The organism is Rhodohalobacter sp. (assembly GCF_034521535.1).
Lineage (GTDB): Bacteria > Bacteroidota > Rhodothermia > Balneolales > Balneolaceae > Rhodohalobacter.
In genome coordinates this window covers 168,387-186,439 of record NZ_JAXHMF010000001.1, presented here as the reverse complement: position 1 = coordinate 186,439, position 18,053 = coordinate 168,387, and the positions used below count along the sequence as shown (strand labels likewise).

Here is an 18,053-nt window from a genome sequence, read left to right as displayed (position 1 = left end):
CTCAAAGTCGTGCCACGAGTTTTAAACACCCATATAATGGAAGAAGAGACCTTATATCACATTTATAATCAGGGAAATAACCGAGAAAAAATCTTTTTTGAAAAAAGAAACTATCTCTTCTTTTTAAAGAAAGTTCGAATCCATCTATTGCCTCATCTGGAGCTTTTGGCTTATTGCTTAATGCCTAATCATTTTCACTTTCTTGCTTACACAAAATCCAATTTTGATTACCAAAAATACATAAATGATCTTCGCACATTTTTAAGTTCTTATACAAAAGCCATCAACAAACAAGAAGAACGAAGTGGCTCTCTTTTCAGACAAAACACTAAGTTCAAGAATATTTCAGATGCGAATGAAGAATACTTCTACGGTCAATACTGCCTACATTACATTCACCAAAACCCACTTCGAGCCGGTTTAGTCACTGATATTGAAGAGTGGAGATTTTCGTCTTATCCTGATTACATTAAGATTAGAAACGGCTCTCTTTGCAATAAGAAATTAGCTGTAGAGTTACTTCAACTTCCGGTAGGTCCAAAAGAATTTATCAAACTATCAAAGGAAACAGTTCCTGATAATGTTCTCAATAATTTAATTTAATGCATTAAACCACTCGTGGCACGACTTTGAGGCGTGCCACGAGTTAAAACAAATACAATTTGTAACCCATGCAATTTCACTTTCAAATATCCTCCACCCAGCAAAAATCGAGAGAACACCAGGTTTTAACTGCACTTTTGGCATTGGTTACCGGCGCGCTTGTTCTCATGTATCCAAACTTTCTCTATCTGATTGCCGGCGGCTACCTGGTTGCCCTCGGTTTGATGTTTATGTATGCCCGGGTCCCCGCTTTCATCTCGGGATTTCCAATTGTAGCCGGCGTGTTGATTTTCATCTTTCCGGAACTGATCCCCTACACGTTTGCTCTCTTCCTCGGTTTTTTCGGGCTGATTATGCTGATGGGCTTTCAGTTTGCCATCATGGGATTTTTAACCCTTATTATTGCCGTTCTGATATTGATGAATCCGGATTCCATAGCCTATTTCATCGCGGCGTTTATGCTGCTATACGGTATTTCCAACCTGATTCGGCTTTTTCAAAATAGAAATAATCAAGGGCGGGATGACGATCACGATCCGGATGTGATCGTGCATTAACTTCACCAGCTTCACCGCAGAGGCGCGGAATTTTTATATGGCGTACCTAACGGCACGCTGAGAATTGTGGGGGATTCTTATTCTACCCATGTTATGTCCCTAACGGGACATGTTCAGCTCGAATTAGAGCAGTTGAATCAGTCACTTGAAAAAGATTCTTTTTTCTACCCATGCTATGTCCCTCTGGAACATGGAATAAATAAAAATTTCCGTGCTTTTCCGTGATTCCGTGGCAATAAATTTCAAGGACAGATCTATATCTTTTGTGATTTGCATCAACTTTCATTCGTCCCGTTAGGGACGAAATATGGGTAGAAATTTCTTCTTAAATATCCACCGTGCCGTAGGTACGGAATATATTTATGTTGCTCTAGCATGGAACACCCCTCGTCCCATCACAAATCTTCCAAAATCTTGGCGGCCTCTTCCTTGAGTTGCCCCTCATTCGGCAAAGTCACATCCATCCCGGTTATCTCTTCCAAAACTTTTTTTGCTCTCTCTTCATCGTCAACTTTTAGATAGTGTTTTGCCAAGTCGAGACGGAAAAGAATGCTTTCCGGCATCATCTCAATCGCTTTTTTGATATACTCTTCAGCCTTCTTATTACTGGCGTCCGGAACACCTTTTGAAATCAGATTTGCCGCAAACTTCTCTGCCCCGCTTATGTTGGCTACATCGGAGTGAAAAACGCCATAAAGATGCCAAACCGGAGCGTAGTTGGGAATCATATCGGCAGCTTTTTCTACATTTTCTTTAATCTTATGAGACGTTTTTATTCGGGTTTCGGTATCCTGAAGTTCACCCCAACGGCCAAGAGCTACCGCTTTCACATAGTACGAATGCCCCTTATCGCCGTGATGCTCAATTGCCTTATCCGCCAGATCCAGAGCCTCATTATAATATTCAAGCTGCTTTTTTTCTTTATCGTCCCCAAGCTGATAACCAAGCCTTGAATTGATCAGACTGGCATTCCACAATGCGTCATAATGCGTTGAATCACGTTTGAGGATCTCCAAATACAGATCAAGGCTCTCTTTTTCATCTCCCTCATTAAATTTCTCTTCTGCTTTTGTTTGCAAAGAATCGATTTCGGACTCAGACTGAGCCAAACTGTTAACTGACATCATCAAAAACAATATGACGATCAAATAAATCAATTTATCCATTTTAATCGGGATTTAAAGAGTGTTGAGTAATGAGGTAATCTTCAACCGGCTCACCGCCAATCAAATGCTCCTGAATAATTTTTTCTAAAACTTCCGGTGTGCAGGAGTGATACCATGTTCCTTCGGGATAGACCACGGCTATTGGCCCTCGTTTACATATTCTCAGGCAGTTTGCCTTCGTCCGGTAGATTCCACCGTCTCCGTCAAGGTTGAGTTCTTTCAGTCGATTTTTTAAGTATTTCCACGCTTTAAGGCTATCTTTGTGTTTACAGCATTTGGGGTTTGTTTGATCCGCACACAAAAAAATATGTCGTTTAATTTTGTCAACATGCAGCTCCTCTGCTTTTTTCTGAAGTCTTTTTAGTCGTTTGTTCATCCTACCATCAATCTCAATTCATTTTGCATACCAACTTTCCGGTCTTTTTGGAATATCGGAAGCCATTAGCAATGCAGTTATTAAAACAATATGGGTAACAATATCATTTACAATCTAAAGTATTTAAAAAAACCACTTATGATCTTGTCCCGGCAGTAACAATTTCATTTTAAAGTGTTGACAAAACAGCACAGTAAAATCTTTTATAAGATCTACTAAGAGATTTGGTATAATTGTAAACAAATCAAATGTAACAAATTAAGAGCGGCCTCCTTGTAATGGGGGATATTCAATTCTAAATTTTATATTGAATAAGAACTACCTACAAAAGTATATCAGCAAACACTACCCAATACCATGTATTCTTGTTTAATAGAAAAATCACCACTACAAATCACACAATCATGAGCCGCATACCCACACTATTATCCAGTTTGACCCTATTCTTTTTGATGTTTCTGTTTTCATGTACAAGCGAAACTGAGGAGATACTTGGTGAGCCCGAGGTTATAACAGAAGGTTTTCAATTTACGGAGGGACCCTACTGGCATCCCGATGGATATCTTTTATTTAGCGACATTCCGGCCAATATTATCTACAAGTGGGAGCCTGGTAACACGGAATCTGATGTTTATATTCAGCCGAGCGGTAACTCAAATGGGATCACCTCCTCACCTGCCGGAGCTATATTGCTTGCCCAGCATAGCGGGAAAGTTTCACAGATCAATGAAGATTCAACCTTTACCGTTTTGGCGGACCAATACGATGACAAACGTCTCAATAGCCCGAACGACATTGTAGCCCGGTCTGATGGGAAAATCTTTTTCACCGATCCGCCATTTGGTGTTTCTGATGAAGACCGTGAACTGGATTTTAGTGGAGTATATAGGCTCGATCAGGATGGAACACTAACGCTGCTTTTTGATGGATTTGATTATCCAAACGGTATTGCTCTTTCACCGGATGAATCGACGCTTTATGTAAATGATTCCGCTACCGGACAAATTTTTCAGTTCGATCTGCTCGAAGACGGCTCTGTTGAGAATCAGTCACTATTTGCCAGTGTAGGCGAAAGAGATGATACCGGCGCGGCAGACGGTATGAAAACAGATTCTGAAGGCCGGGTTTACTCAAGCGGACCGGGAGGATTGTCCGTCTTTGATACAGAAGGGAACCGTATTCAGATCCTGGGCTTTGATGAGCGCATTACCAACCTGGCATGGGGCGGGTCCGATTACAGCAGTTTGTATGTAACAGCGCCAAATTCTGTGTACAGGGTTCAGACGAATGTTTCCGGGCGGTAGAATAATATATCGCAGATTGTATTTGAATAGTCTAAACCTGACAAAATTATATTGCGTACCTACGGCACGCTTTATGTTTTTTACGGAATAAATTTTCTACCCATATTCGGTCCCTAACGGGACCGGTTTTTTCCTCCATTCAATGAGTTTCACATACACTGCACCGGCATTTATTAATTTAAGGTTTTGTCCCGCTTAGGGACAAAATATGGGTAGATTAAGAGGGAAGCTTGTAAAGTACCGTACCACAGGCAGCGTCCACCTCTGAAGAATACATAACATCAATGGTCGATCTTCAAATTTTCTGTTTTTGAATATTTGCCACGGAAGCACGGAAAAGGCACTGAACAGCTTTATTTTATCTGCCTTCTATACTTCCAAACACCTACTACTACCAACTCTACCACAACAGCCATAGACGGTAACAATGCTCCCGCCGCAACCCATTGATATACATTCGCGGGCTGCCATGCCGGCGGCCACAGTCCGCTGATAATGACTAGTGTGGATATCAGCACAATAACGGATCCAAGAAAAAGATAGATTCCTGCCCTTGAACTACGAGCGTTTACGGTATGATAAGCAGCAAAAAACAGTGTACTCACAAAACCAAGTAGCAGAAGGTGCAGATATAAAACCCGTAAACCATGTTCACCCAGCCATAAGTAGGAAGGTAGGACTGCAGCACCAAATTGAACCGCGATTTTCAAACCAAAAAACAGAAGAACCGCATTCCAGAACCATCTTAAAGTGATCGGTTTCAAACGAATCATCAGAAACAGATTCACCATCAAACCGGCCGAAACCAGAACAGAACCGAACCTCGCAATCCATAACAGACGGTCACTTAATAAATCCGCAGATAATCCGAATGGAAACATCAAGGGAGCACCCAACACGATCGGGGCAATCAGCCAGTTTTTATCAAATGGTAAGGAATAGTTCTGCCCGGATAGATCGTAGAATATTCCGATTGCCGCCAAAACGCACCATCCTTCCGTGAAAGTAGTCAGAAAAAAGTGCGTCAGAGCGCCGGAGATCAAATTGTTGTCGACATTTGCGAACTGGACTACAGCCACACCCCATGCCCCGAGAGAACTGATTACCAGCATAACCAGTGCTCCATCATAAAAGAGCTGCGAAAGAGAGGAATCTGCCTTTTTTCTATACTTCAGATAAATCAACCCAAACCAGTACCAGCAGATCATCACCAGACCGGAGAGCATCACAGAAAATGGCAGCTCAGCCGTTCCAAGCGGAACAGGATGATATCCATACACCAAAAAAAATGGATAGGATAAAAATCCAATCACCATAATAGAGCCAATACACCATTTAAAAGAGTGGTAGGCTTCAGGGGTTTTCTTCATTAACCGATAGGCGATGAACGCCATGGGAACCGGTGTCACCCAGTTGAAGAACATAAGGTGAGAGTGAGCATGGCGAACATTAGACAACCTGAGTCCCAGAATATCACCACCGATCAAACCCCACCGGTAGACAAAGCCCGTTAATGCCGCAAGAAGAAAGAACAACAAGCTCCATAACCACACCTTTTGCAGAAGCTGATCTTTCTGTTCCATATCGGAAAAATTATAAAGTTGTCTGAACCCTGTTTTGCCCGATGCTGTATATTCCCACTAATATAGTCCCTACAAGCAATAGAGCCACAAACTGATGCAGAACAGCAAGGCTAACTTGAACATGAGTTATCAGAGTAAATACACCTAAGGTATACTGCACTAAAACCAGCGCAAAAATTATTCCGCCCCAAAGCTTGGCGGATTTACTGGTAGGCACCGTAAATAGCCGAACCCAGTAGCCGATTGCCATCAGTCCAATCAATGCGGCCAGCGACCGGTGAATAAACTGTACCGTGGATGAGTTTTCCGTGAAATTCTGATACCAGGGTTCTAATGCCATAATTTCGGGAGGCACCCAATACTGATACATTTTCGGAAATGTATTATAAACGTGCCCGGCATCGAGTCCGGCCACCAAAGCCCCCCAGGCTACCTGAACTACAACTACACCGAACATAATTTTCAGCCATCTGCTCAACTCCCGTTTCCTCGGTTCAGATTGCGAGTTAAACCTGGTTAGATCAGCGGCATACCATACGCAAAACGCAAAAATCGTAAACGCGAGCATCAGGTGTGCGGTAAGCCGGTATGGATTTACGTAGGGCACATCCACCAGGCCGCTCTGAACCATATACCAACCCATCAATCCTTGCGATCCACCTAAAATGAGCAGCCAAATCGATCGCCTCAGCCATTTGGCATTCAGTTTTTTCTTTGCAACAAAGTATAGAAACGGCAATAGGAATACGACGCCTGTCAAACGCCCGAGCATCCGATGAAGATATTCCCAGAAGAAGATGTATTTAAATTCAGAGAGTTCCATCCCCCGGTTGATCTGCTGATACTCCGGAAACTGTTTGTACTGATCAAACGCGTCATTCCATTGCGCATCGGTGATTGGCGGGATTGCACCCAAAATGGGTTTCCAATCGGTCATCGACAAGCCCGACCCGGTTAACCTTGTTATTCCGCCCACAATCAAAATGAGTGTTACCAGTACGGCCCCACTTATAAACCAGGCGCGAAGCCATTTTCTATCCTTTGGCTGCATCTCCATATTTCCCATTATACTGTTTTTGAATAGCGTTGAGTCTGTTTCTCCGGAGAAAGATACGCATCAAATACCATCGCAATATTTCTCAAAAATAGTCTGCCCCGTGTTGTAATCTGAATTTCATTGGCCAGCTGAATAATCAACCCGTCATTCTCCAGCTCATCCAAGCGGCTCCATTCATCCGAAAAATACTCTTTTGGGTTTACTCCCCATTTTTTTTCGAATTCATCAAACTTAACCCGCGGTTTACACATCAGCCCGGAGATCCAATCGCGCCGGATTCTGTCATCTTCACTTAAAATCATCTGTTTGATAACCGGCAGATTTCCTTCATCAAGCTCTGTGTAGTAGGCGTTCAGATCTTTCGTGTTCTGATAGTAGATGGAGTCAACCATCGAAATCCCCGACATCCCAAGCGCGTACATATCCGTATTGGCGTGCGTACTGTATCCCTGAAAGTTTCGCTGCAGAGTCCCTTCCTCCAGCGCTTTGGTGAGCTCATCGCCCTCTTTCGAAAAGTGATCCATCCCGATATAGCGATAACCTTCATTCTCCAGCGTATCGATAGCCAGCATCAGCATCGACAGCTTCTCATCCGGAGTTGGAAAATCCTCTTCGTGAAGTAATTTCTGAGACGGCATCAGGTTCGGAAGATGCGCATAGCTGTAAACCGCAAACCGATCCGGACTCAGGGTTTGAACATCCTTTAGCGTCTGTTTAAACGTTTTGATCGTCTGCTTGGGCAAGCCATAGATCAGATCAAAACTGATGGAGTTAATCCACGCCTCACGCAGCCAGCGGGTTACCTGCTCGGTCTGTTCAAACGGCTGAATTCGATGAATGGCTTTCTGCACCTCCTCGTTTGTATCCTGCACGCCAAGAGATGCACGATTTACCCCGATCTCTGCCAACGCCGCCACATGTTCCTTCGAACAGGTTCTCGGATCGATCTCTACACTGAACTCAATTTTAGGATGATACTGAAACCTTTTCTTGATTTCACCACCTAATCTTCGAAGCTGATCCGGCTTTAAAAACGTTGGCGTTCCTCCACCCATATGAAGCTGAATCACGTTTGATTCAGGGTGAAGCTGCTCTTTTATCAGATCCATCTCTTTGGTGAGATAGTCGATATAAACATCTCCGCGGTCGGTATTTTTGGTGATAATCTTTGTACATCCACAGTACCAGCAGAGCGAAAAGCAGAATGGAACATGGAAATAGAGTGAAATATTTCCGGGCTTGCTGTTTCTCTTTTTCAGGGTTTGAATGACTGATTTGGTATTGTCAGTTTCCTGAAACTGGACCGCTGTTGGATAAGAAGTGTAGCGTGGACCGGGAACGTTATATTTTTGTATCAGATCTTTTTCAGTCTGCATATTAACTAAATCTTAAAATAGGCTGAGTTCCCCAAGATCTGCATTAAATATGAAGACTTGGGGAATACTCGATTTGCGCCTCTCTAAAAATCTTTCTTTTTAAATACGCGTAGTCCTCCCCATGCCGGAAAAACCAGCCAAAGTGATAACATGCCAAATGAGGCTAGTGTACCCAAAGAGGTTCCAAAGAATTTATTGAAAATGGCTCCGGTATAGCCCATAAGTGCAGAAATATCAAACTCAATCAGTATTAAAATTCTGGCTAGATCCATCGGATTAAGCATGGTAACGGCAATAATACCTGTCTCGAGAGGATAATCGCCAAACATGAAAATGATCACCATAATAAGCCCATCGTAAATGACGGCCATGAATAGCCAGATTACAATGGAGAAGCCGAAACCTTTTATCTTGTCATCATAAAACCACAACCCCATTAAGAATCCAAGACCCACAAATATAAATGTGAGCATAGATCCCAGTCCAAGCACTAAAAAAAACTGCGAAGCCGAATCTTCAGTAAGACCGCCGTGCCAGCCAAGCGGCAGAGCTGAGCCAATAATAAAGGCCACCGTTAAGGGAGCGGAAATTCCGGTGTAGAGCCCCCAGAAAAGGGTGGTTCTGTTAACCGGCTGCGTGAGCAGCAGCTCCAAATAATCGCGTGACTGATAAATGTAAAGAATACCGTAAATGAGACTGATGATAGGAATAAGCAGCAGCATAATGTTGCTTACGCTCACCCACACCTCAGTTCCTCCACCGGCAAAACGGAACAGTGTATCTGTGAGAAGAAGAAAGATAAGGCCGTAGCCGAGCACCCATTTTGCACGGAACAGAGTTTGAAATTCGTTTCGAAGTATTTGCCAATAAATTTTCATTATCGTGAGGGTTCCTCCATCAGTTTAGCAATGGCGCCTTCGAGCCTTTCTTGCTGGTTATCTTTGAGCAAATCATCAATTCTGCCATAGTATTTTATTTCACCCTCGAGAATAAAAATTACATGATCCACAAGCTGCTCAAGCTCACTCATAATATGAGATGTAATGAGCATGGTTTTACCGGCTTCTTTCTCTTTTTGAATGCGTTCTTTAAAGATAAAACTGGAGCGAGGATCGAGGCCTGCGGTTGGCTCATCAAAAAAGAGAATAGACGGGTTGAACATCATGGCAAGGGTAGCGCCAACCTTTTGTTTGTTCCCCCCCGAAAGTACCCGAAGCGGTTTATTAAGCTCTGGTTCAAGATTAAACTCATCGATCAAATCCTGCTTGTAAACGGGTTCTTCTTCACGCAGATCTTCTATAAAACTAAAAAGATCAGAAACAACCATTTGCTCGGGGTAACGTGCCTGCTGCGGCATATATCCGATTTGCCGGCGATAATCGTAGTTACCGTTGAGGTGGATATCATTGATAATAATATCTCCAGAATCGGATTTCACGAGGCCCAAAATTGTTTTTATAAGCGTGGTTTTACCGGCCCCGTTAGGCCCAACAACTCCAGTTGCCTGCCCGGCCGGAATAGTCAGATCGATACCTTTGAGTACCTGATGGTGACCAAATGCCTTTTTTAATTTATTTATTTGAATCATTGAATAGGGTTCATTGCAGGTTTTGGATCAACAAGATTTTTGGGTGTTAGCACGGGAAATACCCGCTCGGCAGTATCCAGGAGGCCGGCCATCATGCTTCGCAACATAATGAGTGACAGCGGCTGACGCTCGGCAAAGAGTGAGAACAGGCGCACAGGCCTGTGCTCCACATCGCCCACCCCATCACGATCCAGATCATAGCCCTCATATTGGCTCCAATAGTTGCCTTCGTAATGGTTAGGGTTTATCCGGCTGTTAGTAGACACCTCAAAAACGTTGCCGATAAAGTTATTTCTTTCGATTCGGTTGTCCACTCCGTTAGCCATAATACGGAGTGCTGTTCCGTTGTTATAAAATTCGTTACTCTGAATCTCCACACGGTTCGAAGCCTCACTGTATATTCCCACAGAGTTGGCTTCAAAAATATTATACTCTACTACGCTGTCATTTATCTCTTTCAATAAGAGGCCGTATCGATTTGCTCCCCAATTTTGAATAAAACGATTGTGCCGCATAACCACATCGTCGGTGTACATAACGGCAACTCCTGAAATATTGTCTCGGAATTCATTTCCAATATAGCTGCAATCGTCCGAATACATAAAATGAAGGCCATAGCGAATGTTGCTATAAACGATGTTACCGGAGATCATACTTCCCTCAACAAACTCAAGATAAATACCATCGCGGTGGCCCGTAATTTCATTCTGATGCACTTCCACATCTTTACTGTACCAAATATGAACAGCGTTACCCGATGTGGTTTGCCGTTCGGCATTCGAAATGATAGTGTTATTCGAAACCTCGATTTTTTCACTTTTTGCGACAAAAATCGCGAAGAAATTATTGGTAAGCGTCAGATTCTCAATAAGTATATTTTTACTGTCCTCCACAAGAATGGCCGCAAAGTCATCCATAAAACCAAAACCTGAGTCCTTTATTTCAAAATTTTGCAGAGTGATGTTTTCTCCCATCACAATAAGACCAAAGCCTTCGCTTCCAATGTCTAGCACGGCACCGTTTTGTCCGTCTATGGTTACGGGTTTTTCAATCAGCAGTTCATTTACGGCATATGTTTTAGGCTCCAGGAAAACGGTATCGCCGGAGTCCGCTTTTGCTATTAACATGGCAAGTTCAGATAATTCTGAACTCTCAGTATCCGATGACGGGCTTTGAGCAGCTGCCATCAGCGGTAATAAAAACAAGCATAATACGGATAACAGTGATTTAAGATGCGATGTCCTAAATAGATTTGATAAAAACGAGTCCATCATCGTTTTACGTCCCATTGGTCTACTACATAATTAATTGTCTCATTCCAGCTCATTTTCTCTGCATCAGTTATTTCTGACGGTACGGGATCCTGTTTAGGCAGTGCAAAAATAGAAAGGCCCATGGGACTCGGTACGCTTTCTGCACGATAAATATCTGCATTATCAATCAACAGCCAATTTCCCTTTTGGGTATAATCTGCTGCATAAAGTTTTGCATTTTCGGCCATATCCGGGTTTTGATATTCATACGCCGCCATGCACTCGATGCTATCGAATGGGTATGATTTACCCTTATCAGAAACAAGCTGAGAAGCAAACTGCTGATCAGAAACAACCATTTTGCAATAGGCGCATTCGTCCGTATGCAGGTTTACCTCTTTAGGTTCCTGATTAATGCATGAACTCAGTATTGTTAATGCCAGTATTGAAAAGACTAGGCTTTTTTTCATCACAACTCTCCAAATTGATTATTTTATGTTTATTTGCTTGACCAAAAGGCGTACGAACCCAGCCCCATGCTTACCAATGAGATATAAAATCCAATTCCCGGCCAGGACGAGGCCGTGATATTCAGCAGCTGTTTTGTTCCGATTATCGGTGGCTGATACGTCATGCCCGGCACTACAATAGCGGCGTCTTCACTCAGATTATGTCCGTAGTCGTAGCTCCAAAGGTAGAAATCCACAAGTCCGGCAATAGCCAGCAGAATGAATAGAATGATCCAGATCAACAGAGCCGTCCGGTTTCCCCATATAGCAATTCCAAGACCGGATACGATTAGAAACCCAAAGATATAGGGCATAATTTTAAGCTCTGGAATAGATTCGGGATTAATTTCCTTCATACCAATATAGTGGTTCAGGCCATTGATGTTTTGAAGGTCGTTTTTATTCTTTCCCTCTATTTTATTAATTGAAATTTCCATTCCGATACCTTCAGGATATTGCGGGGCATCCATATCAATCGTCCAAATTGGGAACAGAAACACCAGGCCCAGCAACAGAGACGCCACGGCCATTATCACTTTTTCTTTTATTTTCATATTTACCTCTCTTTGAGTGGAATATTCAGTAAAGAGAAAAGGGCTGTTCAGAACCCTTTTCACGGTATATTCTTTCTATTAGTCTTCAGTACCTGTTCTGTAGGAAATTTCTACATCTGAGTCTTCGGGTGAGACTCTTACGTACCCTTGCATCTCTTGGTGAAGGGCCGAACAGAAGTCGGTGCAGTAGAATGGGAAGACTCCCGGTTTTTTTGGATGCCACTCCAGGGTTCTGGTTTCGCCCGGCATCACAAGAAGTTCGGATGTTTGTGCGCCCATCACAGCAAATCCGTGAGGTACGTCCCAATCCTGTTCTATGTTCGTGAGATGGAAATAAACGGTATCGCCAACTTTTACACCTTCAATGTTATCCGGTGTAAAGTGACTTCGAATAGAAGTCATATAAACATGTACGTTGTCGCCATCTCTTTCAACTCGGGCTTCACTTTCAGTTTTGGTTGCATCAGGATGGTTATTTTTCTCAAGCTCGTAGAATCTGATTTGATTATCTACGATAAGGTCAGCCCTGATACCCTGTGCATAGTGAGGCTCGCCGTCGGTTGGGAAATCGAGCAACAGCTCCATTTTATCTCCCGAAATATCGATAAGCTGTGCTGAGTGGAACAGCTCCGGTCCGGTTGGCAGATAGCGATCTTTGGTGATTTTGTTGAGCGCAACCAGGTACTTGCCTTCCGGGTTACGAGTATCACCACCGGGAATCATTAAGTGACCGGGTGAATAATAGGTGTCAATCCGGTCTACAACCTCAAATGTTTCAAGGCTCCATTTTACAATCTCTGACGAGATAAAGGCCGTTGTATAAGCATAACCGTTACCGTCAAATTCTGTGTGAAGCGTACCGATACCGGCATTTTCAACTTCTGCCTGTACAATGGATTCGTAGTTCAGTACGGGAATTCCGTCAATCTCTCCTTCGTAATCCTCATTCTCGATAGCCTGCTGAATTTTCTCAAATGAGTGAACAGGAAGTACGGAAGAAAGCTTACCGCCGGCTACAATGTATTGTCCGGACGGGTCAACGTCTACACCGTGAGGAGATTTTGGTGTTGGCAGGTAATAAATGATGCCGGGGTGCTCGGAAGGATCCAGCACACGAACCGTCTCAATCAGTTCTGATTTTGCAAGCTGTTGGTCGTGATCCATATAGTTTCTGTAATGCTCACCGGGAATATCTTCGCCGGCGCCTTCAGCAACGAGATCGGCAGCTTTTCTCCAGTTAATAGCCGCAATAAAGTCCTTGTCATTTCTTGATGCATTTCGCTCAAGTAGCGTGTGAGCCTGCTCACTATTGTAACTTGTAAAGAAAGCCCAATCTTCAGAAGGACCTTTACCCGCGTGTGATAGATCGTAGTTAAACCCGGGGACCAAAATTTGAAAGTCCACGCTCATTTGCCCTTCATCACCTACTTTAATAAAAGAGATGGTTCCCTTGAAATTTTCTGCATACGATGAGATAGGAACGTCCATGTTTTCTAAATTCTCGTCCATCGGAATACTGAAACGAGTTGCAGCAGACACATATTCGGTATTAACCGTAACAAACGAGGATGCGTGGTTACCGGCTGAGTTCGGAATTTCAATGATCTCTGCCGTCTGGAAGTTCGTCAGATCTATGCGGGCAATACGGGGTGTATTATTTGCATTCATAAACACCCATCGTCCATCAAGTTCACCATTGGTTTGTGATCCTTCAGGGTGGTGAGCATCATCCCATGGAATATATCCATGGCTAGTCATAAGCATCGGTTTTGTTTCCTCATTATAACCATAACCATTTACAGCCGACTGCGTGAATACCGGAATGGTATAAAGGTGGCGACCCGATGGTAGTCCGTAAACGGGCATCTGTCCGCTATATCCGCCGGAAAACATTCCATAATATTCGTCATACTCTCCCGGAGCTACATATACTTTTTGCGCGGCATCGCTCGAGCCCGCCAAATTCTGCTGCGAAGGGCACCCATAAAAGGTGAACGCAAGTACAGCAATCAGTGGAACTGACCACCACACAAATCTTGATTTTTTCTTATTTGGTTCCATAGTTTGTATTGGTTTAGGTGTTATTGATTGGTTTCTTCTTCGTTTGGCATTTCAATGGTTCTGAAATATTCTACAATAGCTCTTGCCTGCTCAATCGATACGTTTTGATAGGGCATGGGAGACATATATTCCTGCATCATTTTCTTCCCTTCGGGATGTTTCTTAGTCATCTCGTCAGGGTTCATAATCATATTCATCGCATAGGTCGCAGACCGTCGGTCAAGTATTTCCCCTGAAGCAGGGCCAATATATCGCTCGGTTGGTTTATGGCATGCGGTGCATTTGGCTTCGAATACTTTCTTGCCTTCGGCTGCCAGTTCGGGATCTAGTTCACCAAGTTCAACCACCTCAGTTACCGGCCCAATACCATGCTCCAGCTCAAAATCACTCAGCCCTTCTTCTTGCTGATTCTCTGATGAAGCTTGTGATTCCTCTCCGGATCCACCTCCTGAACAGGCTGCAAAAATTAGAGTGAACGAGAAAAGTAATGTCAGTGATAATTTCATGGGTTTTAGTATTAAGTTAGAAGACTATTTTATCCTAATTATTGTTAAATTTTTTATTTATTCGTTATAAAGAAATTTTTCGAAACCGCCTTTTGCGGTTAATCGTAAATTCTCTTCTTTACCTTTCATGGCCAGTTCGGTTATTGTGGTACTTTCCATCATCTCCTTAATATTATCCCGGGTTTCCGCCCACTGATCGTGAAATGGACATGGTTTTTCAACCCCACAACCCGGCAACCCAAGTGCGCACTCTGTAAAGAGAGCCGGACCGTCTATCGCCATAACGATATCCATAAATGTAATTTCATCTCCAGATCTCTTTAAGCGAACACCTCCATTTGGCCCTTTAAAAGATTCCAAAATATCATCCGCTGTCAGCTGTTGTAAGATTTTTGTTAAGAAATGGAAAGAGATCTCCAAATCGTCACTCATCTTTCTTATGGGAGTAAAGTCATCAGTTTTTTTTGAAGCCAGGTAAAGAGACGCCCGTAAGCCGTAGATACAAGATTTTGAAAGCAGCATTATGATCCTAAAAGTAATTAAGAGTATTTAATCTTAAACTACGGCTGAGCAGCTTATTTGTCAAGTTATTTCGGAAGAATCTGTCTGAAATAACGCCAGTTCGAGATAAAGATGTCTCAATTAATGCAATACGTAACATTGAGCGCAATTTCGAGGGTGCTTTTTCCTGGGGATGGAGTCGAAATGTGTTTTCGACTTCGTTCCGACCAATAAAAGTCGAAACTGCGCTCAAACTGACGATCATCGTTAAAATTATATCGAACTCACGTTAAACAATAAAAAAGCCCGCACCCCAAAATTGAGGTACAGGCTTAAAGTGCTAAGAATCAATAACTAGTTTGCTGCAGAACGGCTAATTTGATCACCGAAAAACAGAGCGTTGGCAAACAGCTTATTGGTGCCAAACCAAAACGCCCTGAAATTAGGATTGTCAACAAAGCCAATTACACGGCCTGAACCGTAACTGCCTACCATGATGGATGCAGTATTCTTTATCAACTCACTATTCTCATCAGAAATATAACCGCTCACTAAAGGCTCATTAGTTAAATAGACCGGCGTAGCAGCCTGATTCTCTGTGATCTGAAGAAAGTTCGTGCTGTTTCTGAAGATGTGTATGCTATCATTTCGATAACCAAACAGCAGCGGATTCGTTATATCTACGTTGGCTTCAAAAATTGATCCACCGATACCTTGCGCCCCGCGGGCAGCAGAAAGATCTTCGTAGGCAATTCTCCTGTCGTCAGAAGATTCACTTTCCACAAGCTCGGCATTCAGTAACCCTTCGCTCATAGCCCAGTTTACGGCACTTTTCTGAACAATCAATGTTCCTCCGTTACTAACCCAGGATTTAATATCCGCTTTGGCATTTTCACTAAGATCACCGTATCCGCCATTGACTAAAATCAAACGATTGTAACGACTTAAGTCTGTTCGGCCCACTCTCTCTTTTTCAAGAACGGTAATTGGCATCTTATATCTTTGATCGAGCTGGTGCCAAACTTCGCCTGCCTCCAGATTGCTAACTCCGCTTCCTACCAAAATTGCCATGCTCGGTTTTTCCAGCGAATTAATATTAGGGCTTCCCAAATCTACACCACCGGTCGACAGCCCTGTTCGCAAACTGTATACATCAACACCGTCTTCTCGGGCTATGTTCTGCAAAGCTCTAAATATTTCCACTTCATCCACATCCTGTATGCCAAGCGGAATTATAATTGTACCGTAGTTAAACTCTTTGACTCCGGTAGATACAACCGTCTGAAATGTCTGAAAGGCCGCTTGAGTACGAACGCCCATGTTTTGCAGACGATAAAGAGCTCGCGGAGCGTAGTACTCATCCCACTCAAACGCATATGCGTAATTGCTTCTGCCGCCAACAAACTGTCCGGCCGGGATCTCCGGCGATTCTACCTTCTCACCCATAATATTATTGTTGAACTGACGCTGCGACAGTTCTGCATGAGGAATATTAAAGGCAGATGTGAGCGTCCAGGTTGACACATCATAAAAAAGACTGTCCGTAAATTCTGTTCGCTTCTCGAACATAGCCTCAAGAAACTTATACTCGGCCTGCTCCATCGGTATTACCCAAGCCTTGCCCCTTTCAAACTGCTGTCCATCCACTTCGAGATTTTGTGCCAGTTCATAAAGCTCAACATTGTGATGGTTCATAAGGTCGGCAAAATGGTAGTTTTTCCCGGAATCAAATCGGTCACCTACAACCATTGCTTTTACCGAGCTTCTCGAAGCTTCCTGCTGAACTTCCCTGTAAAACTCTCTCATGTTGTCGTGTAATTCCGTTCGAAGGCCGTTTGCCGCATTAACTGTAGATATGGAGGTTCTGAACTGATTCCGAACGGCAAAAGGAAAATCCACAACGCCGTGAATGCTTTCCTGAGCGTGTCCCCTTGAGCTTGCCTGTTCGAACAGTATACCTATGGTACCAAAGATATCCGGATAGGTAGATCCCTTTCCGTAGTAAAAATCATCAAACGACTCTTTCGTATAGTACAGACTTTGAATTTTATCAAGTTCATCCGCATGGTATTCCCCAATTGCAGAGGTTAAATCCTGGTTACGCTGCGGTGTAAGCGGGTGAGTTCTGGACGGGATTCCGGGCTGAAAGAAAAAAGTAGAGTTGGTTCCCATTTCATGGTGATCGGTCAAAACATTCGGTTTCCACTCGTGAAACATCTGAACTCTACCACGGCTCTCCGGATGGACAACCGGCATCCAGTCTCTGTTTAAATCAAACCAGTAGTGATTGGTTCTTCCTCCCGGCCAAACCTCATCAAACTCACGTGCTGCCGGATCTGTAACCGAGGTCGCACTTTTATGCATATTTACCCACGTTGAGAAGCGCTGCAGTCCATCGGGGTTGAAGGACGGATCCAGCAAAATGACGGTATTATTTAAAATTTCATCTATTTCAGAACCCTGTGCAGCAGCAAAGTGATATGCGCTTAACATGGAAGCATTCGATCCGCTGGCTTCATTGCCATGTACGCTATACCCCATATAGGTAACAACCGGCATGCTTTCCACATCCAGATTCCCGGATCGGGATGGATCTCTCAGCAAAGCATGATTTTCTTTAATCTGATCAATCGATGATTGATTATCGGGCGATGTAATAGTTAATAACAGCAATGGCCGATTTTCGTAAGTCCGTGCATACTCCTGAATGGTTACGCGATCAGATGATTCCGCAAGGGCATACATATACTGAACCAGCTTATCGTGAGTGATGTGCCACTCACCAACTTCGTGACCCACAACTTCTTTCGGGGTTGGAATGTCGGGGTTGTAGCTAACGTCTTCCGGCAGATAGTAATCCAGTTGAACCTGCGAAAACGCAATAGCAGGCACAATCAGGATAAGAGCAATAGATTGTAGTAGTGATTTCATGTGTAATGTTTATTGATTCAAAATGGCAAAGATTGCCAATATAGTAATCAATTAAGCGCACTCTTTGAAATCCCGGCTCCTTCTGAAACAACTTTTAACTCGGACTATTCACCAAGCCCAGAAAGCCT

General features: G+C 43.4%; 17 protein-coding genes. 3 read left to right on the top strand and 14 right to left on the bottom strand.

Going from position 1 to position 18,053, the window contains the following annotated elements; translation table 11 throughout:
• Positions 1-36: 36 nt before the first annotated feature.
• Together U5K35_RS00930 and U5K35_RS00925 are read left to right on the top strand one after the other, a co-directional pair.
• Entirely contained in the window at positions 37-603 is a 567-nt protein-coding gene (locus U5K35_RS00930) for a transposase (RefSeq protein ID WP_322569592.1), read from the top strand.
• Positions 604-671: 68 nt separating this feature from the next.
• Complete coding sequence (locus U5K35_RS00925; protein ID WP_322569591.1) at positions 672-1,160, top strand: DUF308 domain-containing protein; 489 nt, start codon at positions 672-674, stop codon at positions 1,158-1,160.
• 395 nt (positions 1,161-1,555) lie between these two features.
• Here U5K35_RS00925 and U5K35_RS00920 read toward each other — a convergent pair whose 3' ends face one another.
• Together U5K35_RS00920 and U5K35_RS00915 are read right to left on the bottom strand one after the other, a co-directional pair.
• Positions 1,556-2,326 (bottom strand): tetratricopeptide repeat protein, encoded by a 771-nt coding sequence (locus U5K35_RS00920; protein ID WP_322569590.1) that lies wholly within the window; start codon positions 2,324-2,326, stop codon positions 1,556-1,558.
• 1 nt (position 2,327) lies between these two features.
• The gene (locus U5K35_RS00915; protein ID WP_322569589.1) at positions 2,328-2,702 is read right to left on the bottom strand and encodes a hypothetical protein; all 375 of its coding nucleotides are present in this window, start codon (positions 2,700-2,702) and stop codon (positions 2,328-2,330) included.
• A 404-nt stretch (positions 2,703-3,106) separates the two neighbouring features.
• On the opposite strand from U5K35_RS00915, the gene U5K35_RS00910 reads away from it, so the two are divergent.
• Complete coding sequence (locus U5K35_RS00910; protein WP_322569588.1) at positions 3,107-4,006, top strand: SMP-30/gluconolactonase/LRE family protein; 900 nt, start codon at positions 3,107-3,109, stop codon at positions 4,004-4,006.
• A gap of 353 nt (positions 4,007-4,359) precedes the next feature.
• Here the strand turns inward: U5K35_RS00910 and U5K35_RS00905 are convergent, their stop codons facing one another.
• From U5K35_RS00905 to U5K35_RS00850, 12 genes are all read right to left on the bottom strand, one after another.
• A complete protein-coding gene (locus U5K35_RS00905; RefSeq protein ID WP_322569587.1) occupies positions 4,360-5,589 on the bottom strand; it encodes a hypothetical protein in 1,230 nt (409 codons plus the stop codon).
• A gap of 10 nt (positions 5,590-5,599) precedes the next feature.
• Positions 5,600-6,655 (bottom strand): COX15/CtaA family protein, encoded by a 1,056-nt coding sequence (locus tag U5K35_RS00900; protein WP_322569586.1) that lies wholly within the window; start codon positions 6,653-6,655, stop codon positions 5,600-5,602.
• The gene (hemN, locus tag U5K35_RS00895; protein WP_322569585.1) at positions 6,655-8,022 is read right to left on the bottom strand and encodes an oxygen-independent coproporphyrinogen III oxidase; all 1,368 of its coding nucleotides are present in this window, start codon (positions 8,020-8,022) and stop codon (positions 6,655-6,657) included. Before hemN ends, U5K35_RS00900 begins: the two co-directional genes overlap by 1 nt.
• Before the next feature lie 83 nt (positions 8,023-8,105).
• On the bottom strand, positions 8,106-8,900 hold the full coding sequence (locus tag U5K35_RS00890; RefSeq protein WP_322569584.1) for an ABC transporter permease subunit: 795 nt from the start codon (positions 8,898-8,900) through the stop codon (positions 8,106-8,108).
• Complete coding sequence (locus U5K35_RS00885; protein WP_322569583.1) at positions 8,900-9,610, bottom strand: ABC transporter ATP-binding protein; 711 nt, start codon at positions 9,608-9,610, stop codon at positions 8,900-8,902. The genes U5K35_RS00890 and U5K35_RS00885 overlap by 1 nt, the downstream gene beginning before the upstream one ends.
• Positions 9,607-10,815, bottom strand: coding sequence for a nitrous oxide reductase family maturation protein NosD (gene nosD, locus U5K35_RS00880; protein ID WP_322569582.1), 1,209 nt, complete (start codon positions 10,813-10,815; stop codon positions 9,607-9,609). The genes U5K35_RS00885 and nosD overlap by 4 nt, the downstream gene beginning before the upstream one ends.
• A gap of 65 nt (positions 10,816-10,880) precedes the next feature.
• On the bottom strand, positions 10,881-11,333 hold the full coding sequence (locus tag U5K35_RS00875) for a nitrous oxide reductase accessory protein NosL (RefSeq protein ID WP_322569581.1): 453 nt from the start codon (positions 11,331-11,333) through the stop codon (positions 10,881-10,883).
• 29 nt (positions 11,334-11,362) lie between these two features.
• Positions 11,363-11,926: a hypothetical protein gene (locus U5K35_RS00870; RefSeq protein ID WP_322569580.1), complete on the bottom strand. Its 564-nt coding sequence runs from the start codon at positions 11,924-11,926 to the stop codon at positions 11,363-11,365.
• Positions 11,927-12,004: 78 nt separating this feature from the next.
• Entirely contained in the window at positions 12,005-13,987 is a 1,983-nt protein-coding gene (gene nosZ / locus U5K35_RS00865; RefSeq protein WP_322569579.1) for a Sec-dependent nitrous-oxide reductase, read from the bottom strand.
• Between the two features lie 20 nt (positions 13,988-14,007).
• Complete coding sequence (locus U5K35_RS00860; RefSeq protein WP_322569578.1) at positions 14,008-14,493, bottom strand: cytochrome c; 486 nt, start codon at positions 14,491-14,493, stop codon at positions 14,008-14,010.
• Between the two features lie 57 nt (positions 14,494-14,550).
• Positions 14,551-15,015: an Rrf2 family transcriptional regulator gene (locus tag U5K35_RS00855; RefSeq protein WP_322569577.1), complete on the bottom strand. Its 465-nt coding sequence runs from the start codon at positions 15,013-15,015 to the stop codon at positions 14,551-14,553.
• Between the two features lie 333 nt (positions 15,016-15,348).
• Positions 15,349-17,925 (bottom strand): M14 family metallopeptidase, encoded by a 2,577-nt coding sequence (locus U5K35_RS00850; protein WP_322569576.1) that lies wholly within the window; start codon positions 17,923-17,925, stop codon positions 15,349-15,351.
• Positions 17,926-18,053 lie beyond the last annotated feature (128 nt).